Origin of the sequence: Micromonospora sp. NPDC002575 (assembly GCF_042889525.1) — a bacterium.
GTDB lineage: Bacteria > Actinomycetota > Actinomycetes > Mycobacteriales > Micromonosporaceae > Micromonospora > Micromonospora carbonacea.
In genome coordinates this window covers 157,260-176,894 of sequence record NZ_JBIARA010000015.1, presented here as the reverse complement: position 1 = coordinate 176,894, position 19,635 = coordinate 157,260, and the positions used below count along the sequence as shown (strand labels likewise).

Genomic DNA, 19,635 nt, shown 5'->3' with positions numbered 1-19,635 from the left:
CGGGCGGCGTGAACCTGATCGGGCACTTCGTCGACGGCAAGCGGGTCGACGGCACGTCCGGCCGGCGCGGGGACGTGTTCGACCCGGCCACCGGGCGGCGTACCGGGCAGGTGGCCCTGGCCTGCGCCGCGGACGTGGCGGACGCGGTCGAGGCCGCCGGCCGCGCCGCCCGCGCCTGGCGCGACGCCTCCCTGGCCAGGCGCACGGCCGTGCTGTTCGCGTTCCGCGAGCTGGTCAACGCCCGCCGCGACCGGCTCGCCGAGGTGATCACCGCCGAGCACGGCAAGGTCCTCGCCGACGCCGCCGGGGAGGTGCAGCGCGGCCTGGAGGTCATCGAGTACGCCTGCGGCATCCCCTCGGCCCTGCGCGGCGGGTTCAGCGAGAACGTGTCCACAGAGGTCGACTCCTACAGCCTGCGCCAGCCGCTCGGGGTGGTCGCGGTGATCTCCCCGTTCAACTTCCCCGTGATGGTGCCGCTGTGGTTCGTGCCGGTCGCGGTGGCCTGCGGCAACGCGGTGGTGCTCAAGCCCAGCGAGAAGGACCCGAGCGCGGCGCTGCTGCTGGCCGAGTGGTTCGCCGAGGCCGGCCTGCCCGACGGCGTGCTCAACGTGGTCAACGGCGACGCCGAGACGGTCGACGCGCTGCTCGACCACCCGGGGGTGCGGGCGGTGTCGTTCGTCGGCTCCACCCCGGTCGCCCGGCACGTGCACCAGCGCGGCACCGCCGCCGGCAAGCGGGTGCAGGCGCTCGGCGGGGCGAAGAACCACATGGTGGTGCTCCCCGACGCCGACCTGGACCTGGCCGCCGACGCGGCGGTCAACGCCGGCTTCGGCTCGGCGGGGGAACGGTGCATGGCGATCTCCGCGCTGGTCGCGGTGGAGCCGGTCGCCGACGCCCTGGTCGCCCGGATCGCCGAGCGGATGGGCCGGCTGCGCACCGGCGACGGGCGGCGCGGCTGCGACATGGGCCCCCTGGTGACCGCCGCGCACGCCGCGCGGGTCCGCGCGTACGTCGAGGCCGGCGTGGCCGCCGGGGCCGTCCCCGTCGTCGACGGGCGCGACGTCGCCCCGGACGGCGACCCGGACGGCTTCTGGCTGGGCCCGACCCTGTTCGACCGGGTCACCCCGGACATGTCGATCTACACCGACGAGATCTTCGGGCCGGTGCTCGGCGTGCTGCGGGTCGGCTCGTACGACGAGGCGGTGGACCTCGTGAACGCCAACCCGTACGGCAACGGCACGGCGATCTTCACCAACGACGGCGGCGCGGCCCGGCGCTACCAGCACGAGGTGGAGGCCGGCATGGTCGGCATCAACGTGCCGATCCCGGTGCCGATGGCGTACTACTCGTTCGGCGGCTGGAAGGCGTCCCTCTTCGGCGACCTGCACGCCCACGGCGAGGACGGGGTGCGCTTCTTCACCCGGGGCAAGGTGGTCACCAGCCGGTGGCTGGACCCCCGCCACGGCGGGGTCAACCTCGGGTTCCCCACCCAGACCTGAGCATGCGCAGCAGCCCCGCCCCGGCCAGGTACGCCACCAGCGCCGGGGCGGGCAGCCCCAGCGGCTCGGGCGCGGCCTTCGGGGTCACCGTGTTGACCAGCAGCCCCGCGATGACGGCGGCGTACCCGGCGACCACCAGGCCGGTGCGGGCCGGGCGGCGACCGCCCTCCACCGGCCGGCGGCGACGCGCACCCTCCCCGGCGCGCCGCCGCCGGCCGGCCCGCGCCTCGACCGGGCCGAAGACGGCGACCAGCCCGGCCAGCACCACGGCGAGCAGCAGCAGCCAGGGCACCCGCCAGGCCAGCCACGCGCCGGTCCCCGCCGCGGGCGTGGGCAGCAGGCCGAGCGCGTCCAGCGCGCCGACCAGCAGCAGGGCGGCCGTGAGATGCCAGAGGAAGACGGTCAGCACCACCGAGTTGACCGCGATGACGGCCTGCCACGGGCCGGGCCGGCGCAGCCACCGCTCGGCGGGGTCGCGCAGCAGCAGGACCAGCCCGAGCTGGGCGGTGGCCAGGGCGAGCAGCGCCAGGCTCGGCGGGCTGGCGTTGTCCAGCCGCTCGCCGGGCACGTGCAGCATCGCCACCGGGTACGGCCCGACGCCGGTGAGCAGCAGCAGCGCGCCGAGGCCGCCGGCGAGCAGCCCGACCGCCGCCGGCCGGGACGTCGGCAGCGGGTGCCGGGCGCCCTCGGTGTTCCGCCCGCCCGCCGGGGGCGGCCGGGCGGCGGCGTGGGCGTCGTACCAGGCGAAGCCGGCCTGGTGCACGGCGAGCCAGCCGGCCAGGTAGCTGCCGTACGCCAGCGGCGCGGGCCCGGCCAACCGGCCCAGGTCGCCGAGGGCGACCACGCCGACCAGGGCCGCCGGCACGGCCAGCCCGAAGCGGCGGTGCAGGGCGTGCATCGGCGGGGTGAGCGCGACGGCGGCCAGGTAGGGCACGAGGAACCACAGCGGGATGGTGGCGAACCAGACCACCGTGCGGATCCGCGCCTGCCCGGCGCCCCACAGGCACGCCCCGCCCGCGCCGGCCGCCAGCACCAGCAGCAGGACGGTGGTCGGCGACGCCAGCCGGGCGCTGCGATCGAGCAGCCAGCCGGTGGCGTCGCCGCCGCGGGCCCGGTTCGCGGTCAGCGAGGCGGCGTTGGCGAACCCGCCGACGAGGAAGAACACCGGCAGCACCTGCGCCACCCAGGTCAGCGGGTACGTCCACGGCAGGTCGCCGAGCGCGGAGTGGCCGGTGGGCCGGCCGGCGGCGTCGCGGCCGATGACGGTGACGCCCCAGTGCCCGGCGACGACCATGCAGATGGCGACGGCCCGCAGCAGGTCGACGTAGCGTTCCCGCCCGGCCGGCGTGCGCTCGGCGAGCTGCCGCAGGCGGCGCATGGGCCCAGGCTATGCCAGGCCGGGGCGGCCGGCGGCGAGTTCGGTGGGAACCTCGGGCACAGACCGGGCCCCGTGCCGAATCCGTGCAGTTCCGGGCTGTGTCTGATGGTGCCTCGACGGTAAAATGAAATGCGTCTCGACTCATCGAGCAGCTTGGTCCATTTTGACCGCTCTGGTCGGGGTGGGGTGGTCTGGTTTGACATTTCGCACGAAGTCCGTCCTGGCGCTGGCGTTGATCGCGTGCGCTGCGGGAATTGGCGGATGGGTCTGGTTCCTGTCGGGGAAGACCCTCCAGGAGGCAGACAGTTGGTCGAGTGTGTTCGCGGGGTTCGCCGCCGTGGCCTTCGGCCTCGTGGGCGTGCTGATGGGCATTCTCACTCTCCGTGGGCCACGTGACACTTCGATTTCCGGAACACCCGAGCCGGCGTCACCGGCCACCGACCGGTCTGTTCGTGTCGAGGGTGACGTCGAAGCGCCGGTGATCACGGGAGACGACAATGTCGTCGTGCAGCCGAAATCAGTTCGGTGACGAACGCCGGGCGCGAGCCGACCGCCGTCGACCGTTCCGTCCATGTCGGAGGCACGGTGGGCGCTCCGGTCATCACCGGAGACCGCAACAGGGTCTGGGTCGGGTCTCACCTGTTGCGTCATCAATGGCTGCTGTGGCTCATCGCGCTGATGGTCCTGCTCGCGACCGGCGGCATCGCCGTGCTGATCGTGGCGGCCCGCGATGCCAACGGCCGACGGATCGATCCGGTGCGGACAGGCGCCTACACGGTGACCATTCGGGGGAGCGTGGTGGGCGGTTCGCCCTTCGAGCAACAGGGCGAGCTGCGGATCCGTCAGGCGACGGACTCGCTGCCGTACGAGTGGTGCCTGAGGGTCGGAGACCCGTGGGGGAATCCCGTCCCCGGCGCGATCCTGTTCGGCACCAACGGCACCTGCTTCGGTGCGGGAGCGGACGCGCCGGTCGTCACCCTCGCCGAGAGCGCGGGGGAGGTGGTGCTGGTCCCGGTGAATCCGCCCCCGGCGCTGAGGGACAGCATGAACGCGTTCATCGCCACGAGCGGCATCGCGTCCATGGCATACGTTCCCGACGGGGGTGAGATCCGGTTTCGTCCTGCCGGGTCGAAGATCGAGGGCAGCATCAGTCTGCAGGGCCTGCACGCCTTCGGTGGAAGCGGCAGCAGCACCTTCACCGCGACGCTGGCCGCGACACTGGTCTCCGAGGATCCTGAAGCGCTGCTGTCGATCCCGATCGCCCCCGCTCCGGTCGCCGACGCCAGCGCGTCCGGCCGACCTGGCGAGCAGGTCGCGGGCATTCGCTACACCGTCAAGACGATCACCTCGTTCCGTCGGTTGCAGGGCAGCCCGGAGTTCGTCGAGAGGGCCCGAGCGCGCTTTTCGGGAGCGGTGCTCATCGTCGACGCGCGGGATGGCGGCCGTTTCGTCTACGATCCACCGGATTCGCGCACCGACATCTTCCCGGTAACGGGGACGGTCGTCCGCGCTGCTCCGGTTTATGTCCTCTCGGGGCACCGTTCGTCGGGTGAGGGAGTCACCGCGGCCGACGCCGTTGTCGGTGGCATGTTGGATCTCAGCGGCAACGAGCCGGTAATCAGACTGACCTTGACGACCACGGCGCTTGCTACGACAACCTCCTATGAGGTCGAGGCCATTCTCCGCGCGCAGTGACGCCGTTGTCGGATGAGCAACTCAGCGGCTGAATGACACCCGCGCCACGGGAGAATATCCGTGCGGATCGGCCTTAACCGCGCGGCACGTCAGCAGCCAGCATGAGATGAGGTCAGTCATGAGCACCGTCCGTCGCGTCTGCTCCGTTCTGGTGGCGACCGCACTGCTCGTGGGGGCGTCGGGCTGCGGCGACGACCCCGGTCCGGGCCCCTCGGCGTCCGCGCCGAGCCTGGACCCGTCGCCCACCGGCAGCCAGGACGGCCAGCAGACACCCGCGCCGCCGCCGACCACGGTCGTCGTCAGCACGACGTCGCCCGGGCCCGTGGCGAGCATCCCGGGCACCTTCCGCACCCGCGCCGTCCTCTCGCTCACCGGCGCGACAGGTGATCAGCGGCAGCGGGTCGCCGACGCGATGTGGGACTTCCGCGGCGGCAGGTTCACCTTCGACTCGACAAACGTCATCGCCAGTCTCTATCCGCTGGTCGGCACCTACTCGGTCGCCGGGACCACGGTGTCGTTCCGCGCCTCGGGATCGTCCAGCGCGGGGACGGGGACCAGCACGACCGCGCACGTCGAGGGCACGATGGACCTGATGTCGGCCGAGGTGAGCTTTCTGTGGGAGAGCAACGCGTTCGAAGCGGCCGTTCCCGGCGGCCAGCCGATGGGCGGGGGAAGCGTCTCGGTGGTCCAGGGCGAGGTCCGGGTCAGGACCGGCGTCAAGATCCCACCGCACTACACGGGGCCGCGACCCGGGTCGTACCCCGTGACCCTCGACGGCACTGTCAACGGCGTCGGCTTCCGCCGGTCCGGGACCGTGCACGTGGCCAAGCCGGCCGGCGGCAACCCCGTCGACGTGTGCCTGATCTCGGGGTTCCCGCTCGGGGCGCCCCAGGTGGGAGCCGTTCAGTTCCTCAGCAACACGGTGTGCGACCCCAACAGCAGCAACACCTTCGACATGGGGCGGGTCGCAGTCTCCGGCGCGACCATCACCGTCAAGGCGGACCCGATGACGGCGTCGACCGGGATGAGCCTGTTCACGGCGGCCAACGGCATCCTCGCGTGCCCGTACACCGTCCAGGGCGGGTCGATGAGGGTGACGATCGCCAACGGCCGAGCCCGTGGATCCATCGACGTCAGCAGCGCCAGTTGCGGCGGCGGCCGTCTCCAGGCGACGCTGGGCTGAGCGGCCTCGCCTGAAGACGGCCGCGGCCACCACCGGCGTTGGAGCCAGGCCAGCCGGACGGCCGGTGGCCGCATCGGTCAGCGCCGGGTCGCACCCGGGGGATCCGGGTCCAGCTCGGCGCAGACAGCCGCGTCGAGGCTGGCCCGGACGCGGTCGGCCTTCGGGTCGCCGAGGTCGTCGAGGATGGCCAGCGCCTGCCGCCACGCGGCGGCGGCCCCCTCGTGGTCGCCGGCCTCGTGCAGGGTGTCACCGAGGTTCGCCCCGGCCTCGGCCTTGCCGTGCCGGTCACCGAGCGCCGCGAAGAGCCCCCGGGCCCGCCGGTACAGCTCGGCGGCGCGCGCGTGCTCGCCGAGGAGGCGGTGGACGTAGCCGAGGCTGTCGAGCGTCATGGCGACCCCGTCGAGGTCGCCCAGCTCGTCGAACAGGGCCAGGGCCTGCTCGCAGTCCGCGATCGCCCGCCGGTGGTCGCCGAGCTGGGCGTGGCACCAGCCGACGGAGTTGAGCGCCGCCGCCTCGCCGCCACGGTGGCCGGCGCGCCGGAACAGCTCCAGGGCCCGCAGGTCGTGGTCCAGCGCGGTGCGGTGGTCGCCCGACCGCTCGGCGATCCAGCCCAGGCTGCGGTGCGTGAACGCCTGGTTGAGCCGGTCGCCCAGCGCGTCGAACAGCACCAGCGCCCGCGACTGGTGGGCGCGGGCGTCGAGGAGCCGGCCGAGCCGGGTCGCGGCCCCGCCGAGGAAGCGGTGCGCGTGCGCCTCGGCGCCGCGGTCGCCCAGCCGGCGGGCGGCGCGCAGCGCGATCTGCTGCGTCGACGTCCAGTCGGACCAGTGCCCACGCAGGTCGAAGAAGCTGACGCAGGCGGCGGCGAGCTGCCAGGCGTGCGTGTGGTGGCCGGTGCTGGCGGCGTGCTCGACGGCGGCGACGAGGCAACGGTGCTCCGCGGCGAACCAGGCCAGCGCGGCGGCCCGGCCGTCGACGCGCTCGGGGGTCACCCCGGGCGCGGGGTCGGCGAGCGCGATCGGGCCCCGCGGCGGGACCAGGAACCGCTCGGCCGCGTGCGCGGTGTGCAGGTGGTGGTCGAGCAGCCGGCGGGTCGCCGCCGCCCGGTCGGCCGCCGGGTCCGCGTCGGCCAGCTCCCGGGCGTACGCGCGCAGCAGGTCGTGGCAGGTGAACCGGCCGGGCCGGTGCTCGGTGACCAGGTGCGCCCCGACCAGCTCGGCCAGCGGCGGCCGGACCCCGGCGACGGACGTCCCGGCGAGGCTGGCCACGGCGGCCGTGCCGAGGTCCGGCCCGGGGGCCAGCCCGAGCAGCCGGAACAGCCGGGCGGCCGGCGCGCCGAGGAGCGCGTACGACCAGGACAGCACGGCCCGTACGTCGATGCCCGGGTCGGTGCCGGCGAGCGGGTCGAGGCGGCGCGGGGCCTCCCGCAGCTCGGCGGCGATCGTGGCCAGCGGGAAGCTCGGGTGGGCGGCGGCGCGGGCGGCGACGACGGCGAGGGCCAGCGGCAGGCCCGCGCACCGCCCGACGATCTCGTCGACCGCCCCCGGCTCGGCATCCACCCGCCCGGGGCCCAGCCGGGCGGCGAGCAGCGCCCGCGACTCGGCCGGGCCGAGCAGCCCCACGGGCACCGGCCGGGCCCCCTCCACCGCGATCAGGCCGGGCAGGTGGCCGCGGCTGGTCACCAGCACCAGGCAGCCGGATGCGCCGGGCAGCAGCGGGCGGACCTGGTCGGCGTCCCGGGCGTTGTCCAGCATCATGAGCACGCGCCGGCCCGTCAGCAGGCTGCGCAGCAGGGCGGCCTGCGCGTCCGCGCCGGTCGGCACGCGGTGCCGGGGCACCTCGAAGGCGTCCAGGAAGCCCCGGACCGCCTCGGCGGGCGGCACCGGCGGCTTGCGCGGGTCGAAGCCGCGCAGGTCGACGTGTAGCTGCCCGTCGGGGAAGCGGTCGCGGACCCGCTGCGCCCAGTACGTCGCCAGCGTGGTCTTGCCGACCCCGGCGGTGCCGGTGACGACGGCGATGACCGGGGCGGCGGGGTTGGCGTCCGCGTCGGCGAGCAGCCCGTCGAGTTGCGCCAGCGCGTCCTGCCGACCGGTGAAGGCGCCGAGGGCGGGCGGCAGCTGCGCGGGCACCGGCAGGGCCGGCCCCGGGCCGGCCGCGGCCGACTGCTCCTGCGGCCCGGCCCCGGGCGTCGGGTCGGCTGCCGGGCGCCCCGGGTCCGGCGCGGCGGTGGCCGTGGCCGCGCGCGGGGAGCCGCCCGGCGCCAGGCGCTCGCCGACGCTCCGTTCCCACCGGGTGGCCCACGCGCCCGCCTCGGCCGGCGTCACCCCGAGGGCGAGCAGGAGGCGGTCGAGCACGTCCATCGGCATCGCGCTGCGCCCGTTGAGGTAGTTGGCCAGGCTGCTCCTGGGCACGCCGGTGGCCGCCGCCAGGTCCTGGAGGGAGAGCCGGGCCTTTCCCCGGGTGCGGGCGGCGCGGACCCGCAGCCGGTTGAGCTCCGCCAGCAGCTCGCCCTCCGTCCCCAGTGGATCGTTTGCGGACGGATCAGCCGAGCCATTGGTCACGGTCGCATCCTTCCATCGGCGTCCGACATCGTCCATGGACGTCCAGGATCGAGGGCGGGAGCGTGCCGGGTCGCCATCCTGGTCGAGGTAAGGGGCGTCGAGGGCTGCCCAGCCTGTGCGGATGGCGACCGCCGCGCGCCGGTCGTTTGGCCCGACGGGGGGTGCCGCCCGGCACCGGGCGGCACCGGGCCGAGCGTCCGGAGCACCAAGGGATGTCCAAGGCGTGTCTGTCGAGGGGAGAAGAAGATGGATCTGGCAAGGCGGGCGGCTGCGGGTGTGGTCGCTCTGACGATGGGTCTGTTCGCCGCCGTGTCGTGGTCGAGCCCGGCCCTCGCGGTCAGCTGGGAGCGGAACCAGGCCACCAGGGGAACCGTCGACAACGGCTACGCCAAGGACTGCACGGCGGCGGACCCGTTCAGCAACTCCGTCGCCTGTTGGCAGCCGTACGGGGACGTGCTGTGGGTTTCCAACAACAGTTCGCTCGGTGACACGCCCACGGCGGTGTGGTGGAACTACTACCCCAGCGACAGCACGCTCTACCGGCAGGGCACCTGCACCTTCACGTCCGCCGGGTGGGGCTACTGCAACAAGGACATGCACGAGAACAGCCTGATCAAGCTGCGGATCTGCGACAGTCCTGACGCGGATCGGCAGTGCTGGACGTCGATCATTAGCACGCGCGCCTGACCTCGGGCGCGACGCGCGGGCGCGCCCGACGCGGACCATCGGGCCAGAGGGCCGGGCTTCCCACCGTGACGGCGGGGCCCGGCCCTTCAGCGTAGGCGGCAGTCCGTGCGTACGTCGATCGGGCCCCGGCGGCGGGATGAATCGTCAGGGCGTCGCCGGCACCAGCAGCGCGTGCAGGGCGGCCGGGTCGGCGACCTCGGGCAGGTCGCGGGCGGCGAGCCAGGCCGCCCCGGCCGCCCCGTCGCCGGCCGTGGTCAGCGGCGCGGCCGGCCACCGCCGGGCCAGCTCCGCGCGGACGGCGGCGGCCAGCGGGGTGCCGCCGGTGAGCAGCCCGCCGCCGAGGACCACCGGGTCGGCCGCGCCGGCCGGGCGGACCCGCGCGGCGCTGTCGGCCAGGTGACCGGCGGCCTCGCCGATGAGCCCCGCCGCGACCGGTTCGGCCTCGACGGCGGCGGCGACCACCAGCGGCGCGAGCCGGGACAGCTCGACCGGCGGCCGGCGGGTGACGGCCTGCACCACGGCGTCCACGGTGTCCCGGGGCCGGTCGGCGACCCGGTCGACGCCGACCAGTTCGGCGAGCACCCGGCGGCCCAGCGGCCCCGGGTGCCGGCCCGCGTCCAGGTCGGCCAGGAGCCGGCGGACCGCCTCGCGGCCCAGCCAGAACCCGGAGCCGGCGTCGCCGAGCAGCCAGCCGTGGCCGTCGGCGACCCGGTCCAGCCGCAGGTCGCGGACCTGCGCGGCGATCGCGCCGGTGCCGGCGATCAGCACCGTGCCGTGCGCGCTGGGCGTGCCGGAGGCGTACGCCACGAGGGCGTCGCCGCGCACCGCGTACGGGCAGCGCAGGCCGGCGTCGCGCCACGCCCCGTCGAACGCCGCCCGCCCGGCCGGGTCGGCGAGCAGCCGCCCCGCCCCGGCCAGCCCGATCGTGCCGGCCCGGACCCGGGCCGGGTCCACGCCGGACAGCGCGGCGCGCAGGGCGGTCACAAGTTCCCCGGCGGCCCGCTGGGCGCCGTGGCTGGTCGGGTTGCCGCCGCCGGCCCGGCCGGTGCCGAGGCGTTCCCCGGCCAGCGTCACGGCGAGCGCCCGGGTGGACGTACCCCCGACGTCGAGGCCGACCACGACGGTGTCGGACATCCGGTGGGCCTCCCGGGTCGGCGGTGCGGGCGGATTCATGCTGGTCGACCCGGCTGCGCGGGGCAAGATCCCCGGCCGGTCCGCGGGCCGTGCGTCAGGTAACAGTTTGAAAACTTCGACCACGGTCTTGACACGGAGGGCCCTTCAGTAAGAACTTTTACCACTAACAGTTAACACTCTTTTCGGAAAGGCGTCGCATGGTGGATCACGAGGTCGACACCCCCCGGGGCGCCGCCGTGGTCGACGCCGACCCGGCCGATCGGCGGGGCGCGCTGCCCGGCGACGGCGTGCTCGCCCGCGTCCGGGCCGGCGCGGGCGAGCTCACCGGCGCGCTGCGCCGCGTCGCCGAGCACGTGCTCAGCGACCCGGAGGCCGCCGCGCGGGCCACCATCGTCGAGCTGGCCGAGCGCAGCGGCACCTCCCCGGCCACCATCACCCGGTTCTGCCGGGCGATGGGCTTCGAGGGGTACGCCGACCTGCGGCTCGGCATCGCCGCCGAGACCGGCCGGGCCCGCTCCGCCGGCTGGACCGTCGACATCGGCCGGGAGATCCAGCCCGGCGACCCCCTGGAGCGGGTGCTCGGCCAGATCATGGCCGCCGACACCCGGGCCATGCACGACACCGCCGCGCTGCTCGACCTCGCCCAGGTGGAACGGGCGGCGGTGGCCATCGCCGGGGCCAGCCGGGTCAACATCTTCGGCGCGTCCGGCAGCGCGCTGGTCGGCGAGGAGATGCAGTTCAGCCTGCACCGCATCGGGGTGGCCGCCTGGGCCTGGAGCGACGTGCACGAGGGGCTGGCCAGCGCGGCGCTGCTCGGCCCCGGCGACGTGGCGCTGGGCATCTCGCACAGCGGGCAGACCCGGGAGACCATCGAACTGCTCGCCGAGGCCGGCAGCCGGGGCGCGACCACCGTCGCGCTCACCGGCTTCCCCCGTTCGCCGCTGGCCGAGCTGGCCGACCTGGTGCTGCTCACCGCCAGCCAGGCCACCACGTTCCGCCCCGACGCGCTGTCGGCCCGGCACCCGCAGCTCGTCGTGCTCGACCTGCTCTACATCGCCGTCGCCCAGCGCACCCACGACCGCGCCCACGCGGCCTTCCGGCGCACCGCCCAGGCCGTCGACGGGCACAAGGCCGCGAAGGGGGCCACCGCATGATCAGCGCACAGGGGTACGCCGAGGCCGTCCGGCCCGTCCTCGACCGGCTCGTCGACTCGCAGGCCGCGGCGGTCGGCCGGGCCGCCGACCTGATCGCCGCCGGCCTGCGCGCCGGCGGGGTGCTCCAGGCGTTCGGCGCCGGCCACTCCGAGGCGTTCGCCGCCGAACTGGTCGCCCGGGCCGGCGGGCTGGTCCCCACCAACCGGATCTCCCTGCACGACCTCGTGCTGCACGGCGACGCGCCCCGCGACGTGCTCGCCGACCCCAAGCTGGAACGCGACCCGGCCGTCGCCCACCAGCTCTACGCCCTCGCCGCCCCGCAGCCGGGCGACGTGTTCCTGATCGCGTCCCAGTCCGGCATCAACGGCTCGGTGGTCGAGCTGGCGACGCTGGTCACCGGGCACGGCCACCCGCTGATCGCGGTCACCTCGGTCGAGCACACCTCGCGGGTCGCCCCACGGCACCCCTCGGGGCGCCGGCTCGTCGACCTCGCCGACGTCGTGCTGGACAACGGCGCGCCGTACGGTGACGCACTGCTGCCGCTCTCCGGCGGCGGCGCGGTCTGTGCGGTCTCCTCGGTCACCGCCGCGCTGCTGGCGCAGTTGGTGACCGCGGAGGTCGTACGACGGTTCCATCAGGCCGGGGAGGTACCCCCTATCTACCTCTCCGCCAACGTCCCCGGTGGGGACGAGCACAACCTCGCCCTCGAGTCGCGGTACGCCGGGCGTCTCCGGCGCACCGCCTGATTCGACACCTCAAGGAGAGACAACGATGTCGGTTACCCCCGAGCACCCGGCCGACCTGAGCCGCCGGACCCTGCTGCGCCGCGCCGCCGCGGCGGGCCTGCTCGTCACCCCCGCCGTGGGCCTGCTCAGCGCCTGCGCCGGCAGCGAGCCGAGCAAGTCCGACGACACCGGCGCCGCCAAGAGCAAGGACAACCCGTTCGGCGTCAAGGACGGCAGCGCCGTCAAGGTCGTCATCTTCAACGGCGGCCTCGGCGACCAGTGGGCCAACGAGGACAAGGCCGTCTTCAGCGCCAAGCACGCGGGCGTGACGGTCAACATGAGCTCCACCCAAAAGATCAAGACCGAAGAGCAGCCGAAGATGGCGACGCAGCCGAGCGACCTCGTCATGAACTCGGGCGCCGACATGATGGACATCAGCACCCTGGTCAACGAGGGCGCGATCGAGCCCCTGGACGACCTGCTCACCGCGCCGGCGTGGGACAGCGAGGGCACCGTCGCCGACACGCTGCTGCCCGGCACGGTGGAGGACGGCACCTTCCAGGGCAAGTTCTACGTCGTCAACGTGGCCTTCACCGTGTGGGGCAACTGGTACAACGGGGCGCTGTTCGCCAAGGAGGGCTGGCAGCCGCCGACGACGTTCGACGAGTTCTTCGCCCTCGCGCCGAAGATCAAGGCCAAGGGCATCGCCCCGTACGTGCACGACGCCGTGCACGGCTACTACCCGCGCTGGGCGCTGATGGCGACGATCTGGAAGTCCGCCGGCAAGCAGGCGGTCGTCGACATCGACAACCTGAAGGAGAACGCCTGGAAGGCCGACGGGGTGCTGCCCGCCCTCCAAGCGTGGGAGAAGCTGGTCAAGGACAGGCTGCTGCTGCCGGGCAACCTCAACCACACCCAGTCGCAGCAGGCGTGGCTCGACGGCAAGGCCGCGTTCATCCAGGTCGGCACCTGGCTGAAGAACGAGATGGCGGCGACGATCCCGCCGGGCTTCGAGATGAAGCTGTCGGACTACTGGGGCCTCGGTGCCACCGACAAGGCGCCCAAGGACGTCTTCGCCGGCGCCGGCGAGGGCCTCGTGGTGCCGAGCAAGGCCCCGAACAAGGCGGCGGCGAAGGAGTTCCTGCGGGCCGTGCTGTCGAAGTCCGGCTCCACCAAGTTCGCCGAGCTGACCAAGTCGCTCGCCTCCACCAAGGGCTCCGGCGACGGGGTGCAGGACACGGCGCTGGCCAGCGCCAACGAGCTGATGCGCAACGCGCCGAAGGACCTGATCAAGACCAAGCTCTTCGACTTCTACGCCGACCTGGACAAGGAGAGCCAGAACCTCTCCGAGGAGCTGATGGCCGGCCGGCTCACCGCGCAGCAGTTCGTCGACAAGATGCAGGCGGCGGCCGACAAGGTCGCCAAGGACTCGTCGGTCAAGAAGCAGACCCGCGCCTGATCCCGGTGGCGGCCCACTGATCCGTTCGAGAGAGTGAGTGGAATGCGGCACGGTGTCGCGCGCTTCGTCACGGGCTTCCTGGCCCTCCCCGTCGCGCTGTACCTCTTCTACGTGGTGTGGCCCTTCGCCCAGGCGGCCGGATACTCGCTGACCAACTGGGGCGGCTACTCCGACAAGCAGGAGTTCGTCGGGCTCGACAACTACGTCCGGCTGTTCTCCGACGAGCTGATCAGGAAGGCGTTCTGGCACAACGTGTTCTTCCTGGTCACCGTGCCGCTGTTCACGATCGCGCTGGCCCTGTTCCTCGCGTTCCTGCTCAACGTGGGCGGACGCGAGGACAGGGCCGGCATCCGGGGGGTCTTCGGCTCCGGGCTCTACAAGGTCATCTTCTTCTTCCCGCAGGTCCTGTCGCTCGTGGTGATCGCCGTGATGTGGCAGCAGATCTACCGCTCGGACAGCCAGGGCCTGATCAACGGGCTGCTGATGAAGATCGGGCTGGTCGACGCCGACAACCCGATCGGGTTCACCGCCGACCCCGAGCCGTTCCTCGGCGTGCCCGCGGTGCTGTGGTGGCTGCTGTTCATCGCCGTGTGGAGCGGGGCCGGCTTCTACATGGTGCTCTTCTCGGCGGCGATGCAGTCGATCCCGAAGGACATCTACGAGGCGGCGCTCCTCGACGGGGCGAGCCGGTTCCACACGTTCTTCCGGATCACCCTGCCGCTGCTGCGGGACACCATCTCGGTGGCCTGGGTCTACCTGGGCTTCATCGCGCTGGACATGTACGCCCTGGTCTTCGTCATGACCCCGAGCCAGGGCGGGCCGAACCACGCCAGCGAGATCTTCGCGTCGGTGCTCAACTTCACCGCGTTCCAGAAGGGGCAGTTCGGCTACGCCTGCGCGATGGGCGTGGCGCTGGCCATCTTCACGATCCTGCTGGCCGCTCTCCAGCTCCGGATCACCCGCCGTGAGCGGATCGAGTACTGAGGAGACCCCGACGATGAGCACGGTGACCCACCCGTCCGGTGAGCGGGCCCGCCCCGGGCGTCCGGCCCCCCGCCCCGCGCCGAGCCGGGGCCTCGTCAGCCGCGGCCGGGAGCTGGGCGGGCGCGTCTTCAACGGCTTCTCCCACCTGTTCCTGGTGGTCTGGGCCGTGATGGTGATCTACCCGCTGCTGTGGGTGGTGATGTCGGCGTTCAAGGACGACTCGGAGGTCATCCGCGAGCCGCTGTCGTTGATCCCCGACGAGCTGCACTGGGACAACTTCACCCGCGCCTGGGGCGAGGGGCACCTCGGCGCGTTCTTCCTCAACACGCTGCTGGTCCTGGTCGGCAGCGTCTTCCTGACCATGCTGCTCGGCTCGATGGCCGCGTACGTGCTGGCGCGCTACGAGTTCCCCGGCAACCGGCTGATCTACTACATGTTCCTGTCCGGCCTGACCCTGCCCATCTACCTCGCCGCCGTGCCGCTGTTCAAGGGCGTCTACAACACGGGGATCGCCCTGCCGCTGCTGGGCCCGAACAAGCACCTCATGCTGATCCTGGTCTACGTCGCCTGGTCGCTGTCGTTCACGGTCTTCTTCATGCACTCGTTCTTCCGGACGCTGCCCGACTCGATCGCCGAGGCCGCGATGGTCGACGGGGCCTCGCACAGCCGGCTGTTCTTCAGCATCATGCTGCCGATGGCCAAGCCGGGCCTGATCAGCATCGGCATCTTCAACGTCCTCGGCCAGTGGAACCAGTGGTACCTGCCGACGCTGCTCATGCAGTCGGTGGCCGGGGAGCCCAAGAACCAGGTGATCGCCCAGGGCCTCATCGAGCTGTCGGTCAACCAGGGCTACAAGTCCGACTGGTCGGGCCTGTTCGCCGGGGTGACGATGGCGATGCTGCCGGTGCTCATCGTCTACATCGTGTTCCAGCGTCAGGTGCAGTCCGGCCTGACCGCCGGGGTGAGCAAGTAGCCGCCGTACGCGATCGTCGTACGGGGGAGGCAGAATCGCGTCCGTGCTGGTGGCGGTGGAGGCGGACGACCGGGGCGGGGGAGCGTTGCTGCCCCTCGACCCCGCCGGCCGCCCCACCGGCCCGGCCGAGCAGGTCGCCGACCTCGCCGCCGCCGTCGCCGCCCGGGAGGCCGCCGAGCGCCCCCGCTGGCTCTGGGGCAGCGGCGTCACCGGCTACCCGGCGCTGCTGCGCGCCGGGGTCCGGCTCGACCGCTGCCACGACGTCGAGCTGACCGAGTCGCTGCTGCTCGGGCACGCCGGCCGCTGGGGCGAGCCCCGCTCGCCGGCCGCCGCGTGGGCCCGGCTGACCGGCGCGCCCGTGCCGCCGGATCCGCCGCCCCGCGCGGCCGAGCCGCCCGGCCACGGCCAGGGCGCGCTCTTCGACACCCTGCCCGGTCCGCCGGGCCCCGGCGTCGAGGCCCTCGCCCGGGTGTACGCCGACCAGCTCGACCGCATCGCCGCCACCGCCCACCCCGGCCGGTTCCGGCTGCTGGTGGCCGCCGAGTCGGCCGGCGCGCTGATCGCGGCGGAGATGGGGGCGGCCGGCCTGCCCTGGCGGGCCGAGGTGCACGACGAGATCCTCACCGGGCTGCTCGGCGAGCCGTCCCCGGTCGGCGGCCCGCCCCGCCGGCTGGCCGAGCTGACCGCCCGCATCGCCGAGGCGTTCGGCCTGCGCCAGGTGCACGCCGACTCCCCGGCCGAGCTGCTGCGGGCGTTCGCCCGCGCCGGCGTGGAGCTGCCCAACACCCGGGCCTGGGTGCTGCGCGGGGTCGACCATCCGGCGGTGCCGCTGGTGCTGGAGCACAAGGAGCTCTACCGGATCTGGACGGCGCACGGCTGGGCCTGGCGTGACGCCTGGGTGCGCGACGGCCGGTTCCACCCGGAGTACGTCCCCGGCGGCGTCGTCTCCGGCCGGTGGGCCACCCGGGGCGGCGGCGCGTTGCAGATCCCCAAGGTGATCCGGCGGGCGGTGGTGGCCGACCCGGGCTGGCGGTTCGTCGTCGCCGACGCCGGCCAGTTGGAGCCGAGGGTGCTCGCGGCGGTCTCCGGCGACGCCCGGCTGGCCGCCGCCGGCGGGGCGGGTGACCTCTACGCCGCCCTGGCCCGGGACTCCTTCGGCGGCGACCGGCCCCGGGCCAAGGTGGCCCTGCTCGGCGCGATGTACGGGCAGACCGGCGGGATGGCCGTCCCCGCCCTCGCGGTGCTGCGCCGCAACTATCCGACCGCCTTCGCCTACGTGGAGGCGGCGGCCCGCACCGGCGAGGCCGGCGGCCTGGTGCGCTCCTGGCTGGGGCGCACCTGCCCGCCCGGCACGGCGGGCTTCGCCGACGGCGACGACGCGGCAGTCGATCCGGAGGCGGCGGCCGACCCGCAGGGTCCCCGGGCGCGGGCGGCCCGCTCCCGGGGCCGGTTCACCCGCAACTTCGTCATCCAGGCCACCGCCGCCGAGTGGGCCTCCACGCTGCTGGCCACGCTGCGCACGGCGCTGGCCGGCAGCGACGCCGAGCTGGTCTTCTTCCAGCACGACGAGGTGATCGTGCACTGCCCGGCCGGGCAGGCCGACGCGGTGGCCGAGGCGGTCCGCGCCAGCGGCGCGCGGGCCACCGCCCTGCTGTTCGGCGACACTCCGGTGCGGTTCCCGCTGGACCTGTCGGTCGTGGACTGCTACGCGGACGCCTGACCGGCCGACGGCACCCCGAGTGCGGCAAATATCCGTTTCGCCCCGACACTCATCCCGGGGGTGCTCGTTGCACCCGGTGTGCGTATCGCAGGAATGATCATCGCGGCGGGCGGGGGACGCCGCCTCGGTGGACCCGAGGCGTTGCTCCACCAGGGCGACCAGCCCCTGGTGGACCGGATGATCGACACGATGACCGAGGCGGGCTGCGCGCAGATCGTGGTGGTGCTGGGCGCGGCGGCCGACCAGGTGCGGCAGGCCGCCGACCTGACCCGGGCCACGGTGGTGGTCAACCGCGCCTGGGGCACCGGCGTCGGCTCGTCGATCCGGGCCGGCCTCGCGGCGCTGACCGACAAGAGGATCGAGGCGGTGGCCGTGGTCCCGGTGGACATGCCGGGGCTCACTCCGGAGGCCGTGCGGCGGGTGGCCGCGCTGCCGTACCCCGACGTGCTGGTCTGCGCCACCTACGACGGGCTGCGCGGCTACCCGATGCTGTTCGGCCGCCGGCACTGGTCCGGCATCGCCACCCTGGCCAGCGCCGACGTCGGGGCCCGGCCGTACCTGCTGGCGCACAAGGACCAGATCGTCGACATCTCCTGCGACTCGGTGGCCGACGGCAGCCGCGTCGACACCCCGGAGCTGATGGCCCTGTACGGGCTGACCGTCCCGCCCCAGCGCGTCGGCGCGTAGCGCGCTCCCGCGAGCTGCGGCGCCGGTCGCTCGTCACTCGATGCAGTCGCACCCGCCGCCCCCCACCCCTTCTCTCCGCCGTCTTTGCTCTGCACCCAAGTACGCAACGGGCACGCAACGCAGTCGACCGTCGGATGCTTCGGTCCATTCCAAGCCGTGAATGTTGGCATTCCATCCCCGGTGTTGCGGATCTGGGTGCAGAGCAAAGGGGGCGCGAGATGTCGCGTGGGGTCGAGCGAATGTGACGAAGAGTCACGCCGGCGGGCCTGCACCCCAGAAGGCCAGCGATCATCGCGCAGCGTGGTCAAGCGGCGAGTGGCCGGCCCGCTCGGTCGGGGCGATCAGTCGAGGCAGAACTCGTTGCCTTCCGGGTCGGCCATGACGATGTGCCCCGCGTCGAGCGGCGCGGCGGGCTCGTGGCGGCGCAACCGGGTCGCGCCGAGCGAGACGAGCCGCTCGGCCGCCGCCTCCAGGGCCGCCATCCGCGCGTCGCCGACCAGCCCCGGCGCGGCCCGCACGTCGAGGTGCACCCGGTTCTTGACCCGCTTGGGCTCCGGCACCCGCTGGAAGAACAGCCGCGGCGCGCCGCCGGCGGGGTCGACCACCGCCGAGGCGGAGTTGCGGCGCTCGGGCGGCACGCCCATCGCCTCCAGCGCCTGCTCCCACGACTGGAAGCCGGGCGGCGGGGCCTGCACCTGATGGCCCAGGGCCTCGGCCCAGAAGGCCGCCAGCGCGGCCGGGTCGGCGCAGTCGAACGTGATCTGAACGTCGGTCATGGGTGCCAGCCTCCGGCATATCGCGGACAGGCTCGTTCCTAGACCTGTGCAACGATCGACGGGTGACCGTCGAGGCGACGACCGAGCGGGTGCTGCGACTGCTGGCGCTGCTGCAACGGCGACCGTCCTGGACGGCCGCCGAGATCGCCGCCGAGCTGCGGGTCACCGACCGCTCCGTGCGCCGCGACGTGCAGCGGCTGCGCGCCCTCGGCTACCCGGTGCACGCGACGGCCGGCGTCGGCGGCGGCTACCGGCTCGGCGCGGGAACCCGGCTGCCGCCGCTGCTGCTCGACGACGAGGAGGCGATCGCGACGGCGGTGTCCCTGCGGCTGGCCTCGGCCGGCACGGTCGCCGGGGCGCAGGAGGCCGCGCTGCGGGCGCTGGCCAAGCTCGACCAGGTGCTGCCCGCCCGGCTGCGCGCCGAGGTGCGGGCGGTGCACGCCGCCACCGACACCCTGGTCGGCCCCGGCGTCGAGATCGACGCGGAACTGCTGGTGACCCTCGCGCGGGCCTGCCGCGACACCGTGCGCGTCCGGTTCCGCTACGCCGGCCGCGACGGCGCGGAGCGCGAGCGAACGGTCGAGCCGGTACGCATGGTCACCACCGGCCGCCGGTGGTACCTCATGGCCTGGGACGTCGACCGCGACGACTGGCGCACCTTCCGGCTGGACCGGATGCGCGAGACGGCGGCGACGACGTGGCGCTTCCGGGCGCGGGAGCACCCGGACCCCGTCGCCCACGTGCGGCGGGCGGTGGCCGAGGCACCGTACCGGCACCTCGCCCGGGTGCGCGTGCACACCCCGCCTGACGTGCTGCGGGAGCTGGTGCCGCCGCAGGTGGGGCGCGTCGAGGGCGACCGCGACGGCTGGTGCGTGCTCGTCGTCGGCGGGGACGACCTCGACTGGCTCGCCCTGCACGTGGCCCGGTTGGGGTTCGAGGCGGAGGTGCTGGAGCCGGCGGAGCTGCGACAGGCCCTGGCCCGGCTCGCCCGCCGCCTCGCGGCGATGGCCGAGCCCGGCTGAC

At 74.0% G+C, this 19,635-nt stretch carries 17 protein-coding genes; 13 read left to right on the top strand and 4 right to left on the bottom strand.

Annotated elements, in window-relative coordinates:
* The first annotated feature begins 8 nt into the window (after positions 1-8).
* The gene (locus tag ACFYWL_RS22255; protein WP_386975685.1) at positions 9-1,499 is read left to right on the top strand and encodes a CoA-acylating methylmalonate-semialdehyde dehydrogenase; all 1,491 of its coding nucleotides are present in this window, start codon (positions 9-11) and stop codon (positions 1,497-1,499) included.
* On the opposite strand, the gene ACFYWL_RS22250 is transcribed toward ACFYWL_RS22255, so the two are convergent.
* Complete coding sequence (locus tag ACFYWL_RS22250; RefSeq protein WP_386975587.1) at positions 1,471-2,877, bottom strand: acyltransferase; 1,407 nt, start codon at positions 2,875-2,877, stop codon at positions 1,471-1,473. The two genes, ACFYWL_RS22255 and ACFYWL_RS22250, sit on opposite strands and share 29 nt — an antisense overlap.
* A 163-nt stretch (positions 2,878-3,040) precedes the next feature.
* Here ACFYWL_RS22250 and ACFYWL_RS22245 point away from each other — a divergent pair, with 163 nt between their 5' ends.
* From ACFYWL_RS22245 to ACFYWL_RS22235, 3 genes are all read left to right on the top strand, one after another.
* Complete coding sequence (locus ACFYWL_RS22245) at positions 3,041-3,406, top strand: hypothetical protein (RefSeq protein ID WP_386975585.1); 366 nt, start codon at positions 3,041-3,043, stop codon at positions 3,404-3,406.
* Positions 3,403-4,572 (top strand): hypothetical protein, encoded by a 1,170-nt coding sequence (locus ACFYWL_RS22240; RefSeq protein WP_386975584.1) that lies wholly within the window; start codon positions 3,403-3,405, stop codon positions 4,570-4,572. Before ACFYWL_RS22245 ends, ACFYWL_RS22240 begins: the two co-directional genes overlap by 4 nt.
* Before the next feature lie 118 nt (positions 4,573-4,690).
* Positions 4,691-5,755, top strand: coding sequence for a hypothetical protein (locus ACFYWL_RS22235; protein WP_386975582.1), 1,065 nt, complete (start codon positions 4,691-4,693; stop codon positions 5,753-5,755).
* A gap of 77 nt (positions 5,756-5,832) precedes the next feature.
* Here the strand turns inward: ACFYWL_RS22235 and ACFYWL_RS22230 are convergent, their stop codons facing one another.
* Entirely contained in the window at positions 5,833-8,313 is a 2,481-nt protein-coding gene (locus ACFYWL_RS22230) for a tetratricopeptide repeat protein (RefSeq protein ID WP_386975580.1), read from the bottom strand.
* Positions 8,314-8,559: 246 nt separating this feature from the next.
* Between ACFYWL_RS22230 and ACFYWL_RS22225 the strand changes: the two genes are divergently transcribed.
* Positions 8,560-9,000, top strand: a complete 441-nt coding sequence (locus tag ACFYWL_RS22225) for a hypothetical protein (RefSeq protein WP_386975578.1) — start codon at positions 8,560-8,562, stop codon at positions 8,998-9,000.
* A 144-nt stretch (positions 9,001-9,144) separates the two neighbouring features.
* On the opposite strand, the gene ACFYWL_RS22220 is transcribed toward ACFYWL_RS22225, so the two are convergent.
* Positions 9,145-10,134: an N-acetylglucosamine kinase gene (locus ACFYWL_RS22220; protein ID WP_386975576.1), complete on the bottom strand. Its 990-nt coding sequence runs from the start codon at positions 10,132-10,134 to the stop codon at positions 9,145-9,147.
* A gap of 197 nt (positions 10,135-10,331) precedes the next feature.
* Here ACFYWL_RS22220 and ACFYWL_RS22215 point away from each other — a divergent pair, with 197 nt between their 5' ends.
* The 7 genes from ACFYWL_RS22215 (at position 10,332) to ACFYWL_RS22185 (ending at position 17,836) form a co-directional block, all read left to right on the top strand.
* A complete protein-coding gene (locus ACFYWL_RS22215; RefSeq protein WP_386975574.1) occupies positions 10,332-11,288 on the top strand; it encodes a MurR/RpiR family transcriptional regulator in 957 nt (318 codons plus the stop codon).
* Positions 11,285-12,034, top strand: coding sequence for a sugar isomerase domain-containing protein (locus ACFYWL_RS22210; RefSeq protein ID WP_386975572.1), 750 nt, complete (start codon positions 11,285-11,287; stop codon positions 12,032-12,034). Before ACFYWL_RS22215 ends, ACFYWL_RS22210 begins: the two co-directional genes overlap by 4 nt.
* A 25-nt stretch (positions 12,035-12,059) precedes the next feature.
* Positions 12,060-13,472, top strand: coding sequence for an N-acetylglucosamine/diacetylchitobiose ABC transporter substrate-binding protein (gene ngcE / locus ACFYWL_RS22205; protein ID WP_386975570.1), 1,413 nt, complete (start codon positions 12,060-12,062; stop codon positions 13,470-13,472).
* A 42-nt stretch (positions 13,473-13,514) separates the two neighbouring features.
* Positions 13,515-14,456: a carbohydrate ABC transporter permease gene (locus ACFYWL_RS22200; RefSeq protein WP_386975568.1), complete on the top strand. Its 942-nt coding sequence runs from the start codon at positions 13,515-13,517 to the stop codon at positions 14,454-14,456.
* A 13-nt stretch (positions 14,457-14,469) separates the two neighbouring features.
* A complete protein-coding gene (locus ACFYWL_RS22195) occupies positions 14,470-15,429 on the top strand; it encodes a carbohydrate ABC transporter permease (protein WP_386975566.1) in 960 nt (319 codons plus the stop codon).
* Between the two features lie 34 nt (positions 15,430-15,463).
* Positions 15,464-17,149 carry a bifunctional 3'-5' exonuclease/DNA polymerase gene (locus tag ACFYWL_RS22190; protein ID WP_386975683.1) on the top strand — a complete coding sequence of 562 codons (1,686 nt, stop codon included), beginning with the start codon at positions 15,464-15,466 and terminating at the stop codon, positions 17,147-17,149.
* A gap of 93 nt (positions 17,150-17,242) precedes the next feature.
* Positions 17,243-17,836 (top strand): NTP transferase domain-containing protein, encoded by a 594-nt coding sequence (locus ACFYWL_RS22185; RefSeq protein WP_386975680.1) that lies wholly within the window; start codon positions 17,243-17,245, stop codon positions 17,834-17,836.
* 341 nt (positions 17,837-18,177) lie between these two features.
* Here the strand turns inward: ACFYWL_RS22185 and ACFYWL_RS22180 are convergent, their stop codons facing one another.
* Positions 18,178-18,612 (bottom strand): VOC family protein, encoded by a 435-nt coding sequence (locus tag ACFYWL_RS22180; protein ID WP_386975564.1) that lies wholly within the window; start codon positions 18,610-18,612, stop codon positions 18,178-18,180.
* Between the two features lie 62 nt (positions 18,613-18,674).
* Between ACFYWL_RS22180 and ACFYWL_RS22175 the strand changes: the two genes are divergently transcribed.
* Positions 18,675-19,634, top strand: coding sequence for a helix-turn-helix transcriptional regulator (locus ACFYWL_RS22175; RefSeq protein ID WP_386975562.1), 960 nt, complete (start codon positions 18,675-18,677; stop codon positions 19,632-19,634).
* The last annotated feature ends 1 nt before the right edge of the window (position 19,635 follow it).

Excerpts from the sequence above, each read along its gene's own strand:
- ACFYWL_RS22185 (WP_386975680.1), top strand. The coding sequence starts at position 17,243 with ATGATCATCGCGGCGGGCGGGGGACGCCGCCTCGGTGGACCCGAGGCG.
- ACFYWL_RS22220 (WP_386975576.1), bottom strand. The coding sequence starts at position 10,134 with ATGTCCGACACCGTCGTGGTCGGCCTCGACGTCGGGGGTACGTCCACC.
- ACFYWL_RS22225 (WP_386975578.1), top strand. The coding sequence starts at position 8,560 with ATGGATCTGGCAAGGCGGGCGGCTGCGGGTGTGGTCGCTCTGACGATG.
- ACFYWL_RS22195 (WP_386975566.1), top strand. The coding sequence starts at position 14,470 with ATGAGCACGGTGACCCACCCGTCCGGTGAGCGGGCCCGCCCCGGGCGT.
- ACFYWL_RS22250 (WP_386975587.1), bottom strand. The coding sequence starts at position 2,877 with ATGCGCCGCCTGCGGCAGCTCGCCGAGCGCACGCCGGCCGGGCGGGAA.
- ACFYWL_RS22215 (WP_386975574.1), top strand. The coding sequence starts at position 10,332 with ATGGTGGATCACGAGGTCGACACCCCCCGGGGCGCCGCCGTGGTCGAC.
- ACFYWL_RS22210 (WP_386975572.1), top strand. The coding sequence starts at position 11,285 with ATGATCAGCGCACAGGGGTACGCCGAGGCCGTCCGGCCCGTCCTCGAC.
- ngcE (WP_386975570.1), top strand. The coding sequence starts at position 12,060 with ATGTCGGTTACCCCCGAGCACCCGGCCGACCTGAGCCGCCGGACCCTG.
- ACFYWL_RS22235 (WP_386975582.1), top strand. The coding sequence starts at position 4,691 with ATGAGCACCGTCCGTCGCGTCTGCTCCGTTCTGGTGGCGACCGCACTG.
- ACFYWL_RS22200 (WP_386975568.1), top strand. The coding sequence starts at position 13,515 with ATGCGGCACGGTGTCGCGCGCTTCGTCACGGGCTTCCTGGCCCTCCCC.
- ACFYWL_RS22180 (WP_386975564.1), bottom strand. The coding sequence starts at position 18,612 with ATGACCGACGTTCAGATCACGTTCGACTGCGCCGACCCGGCCGCGCTG.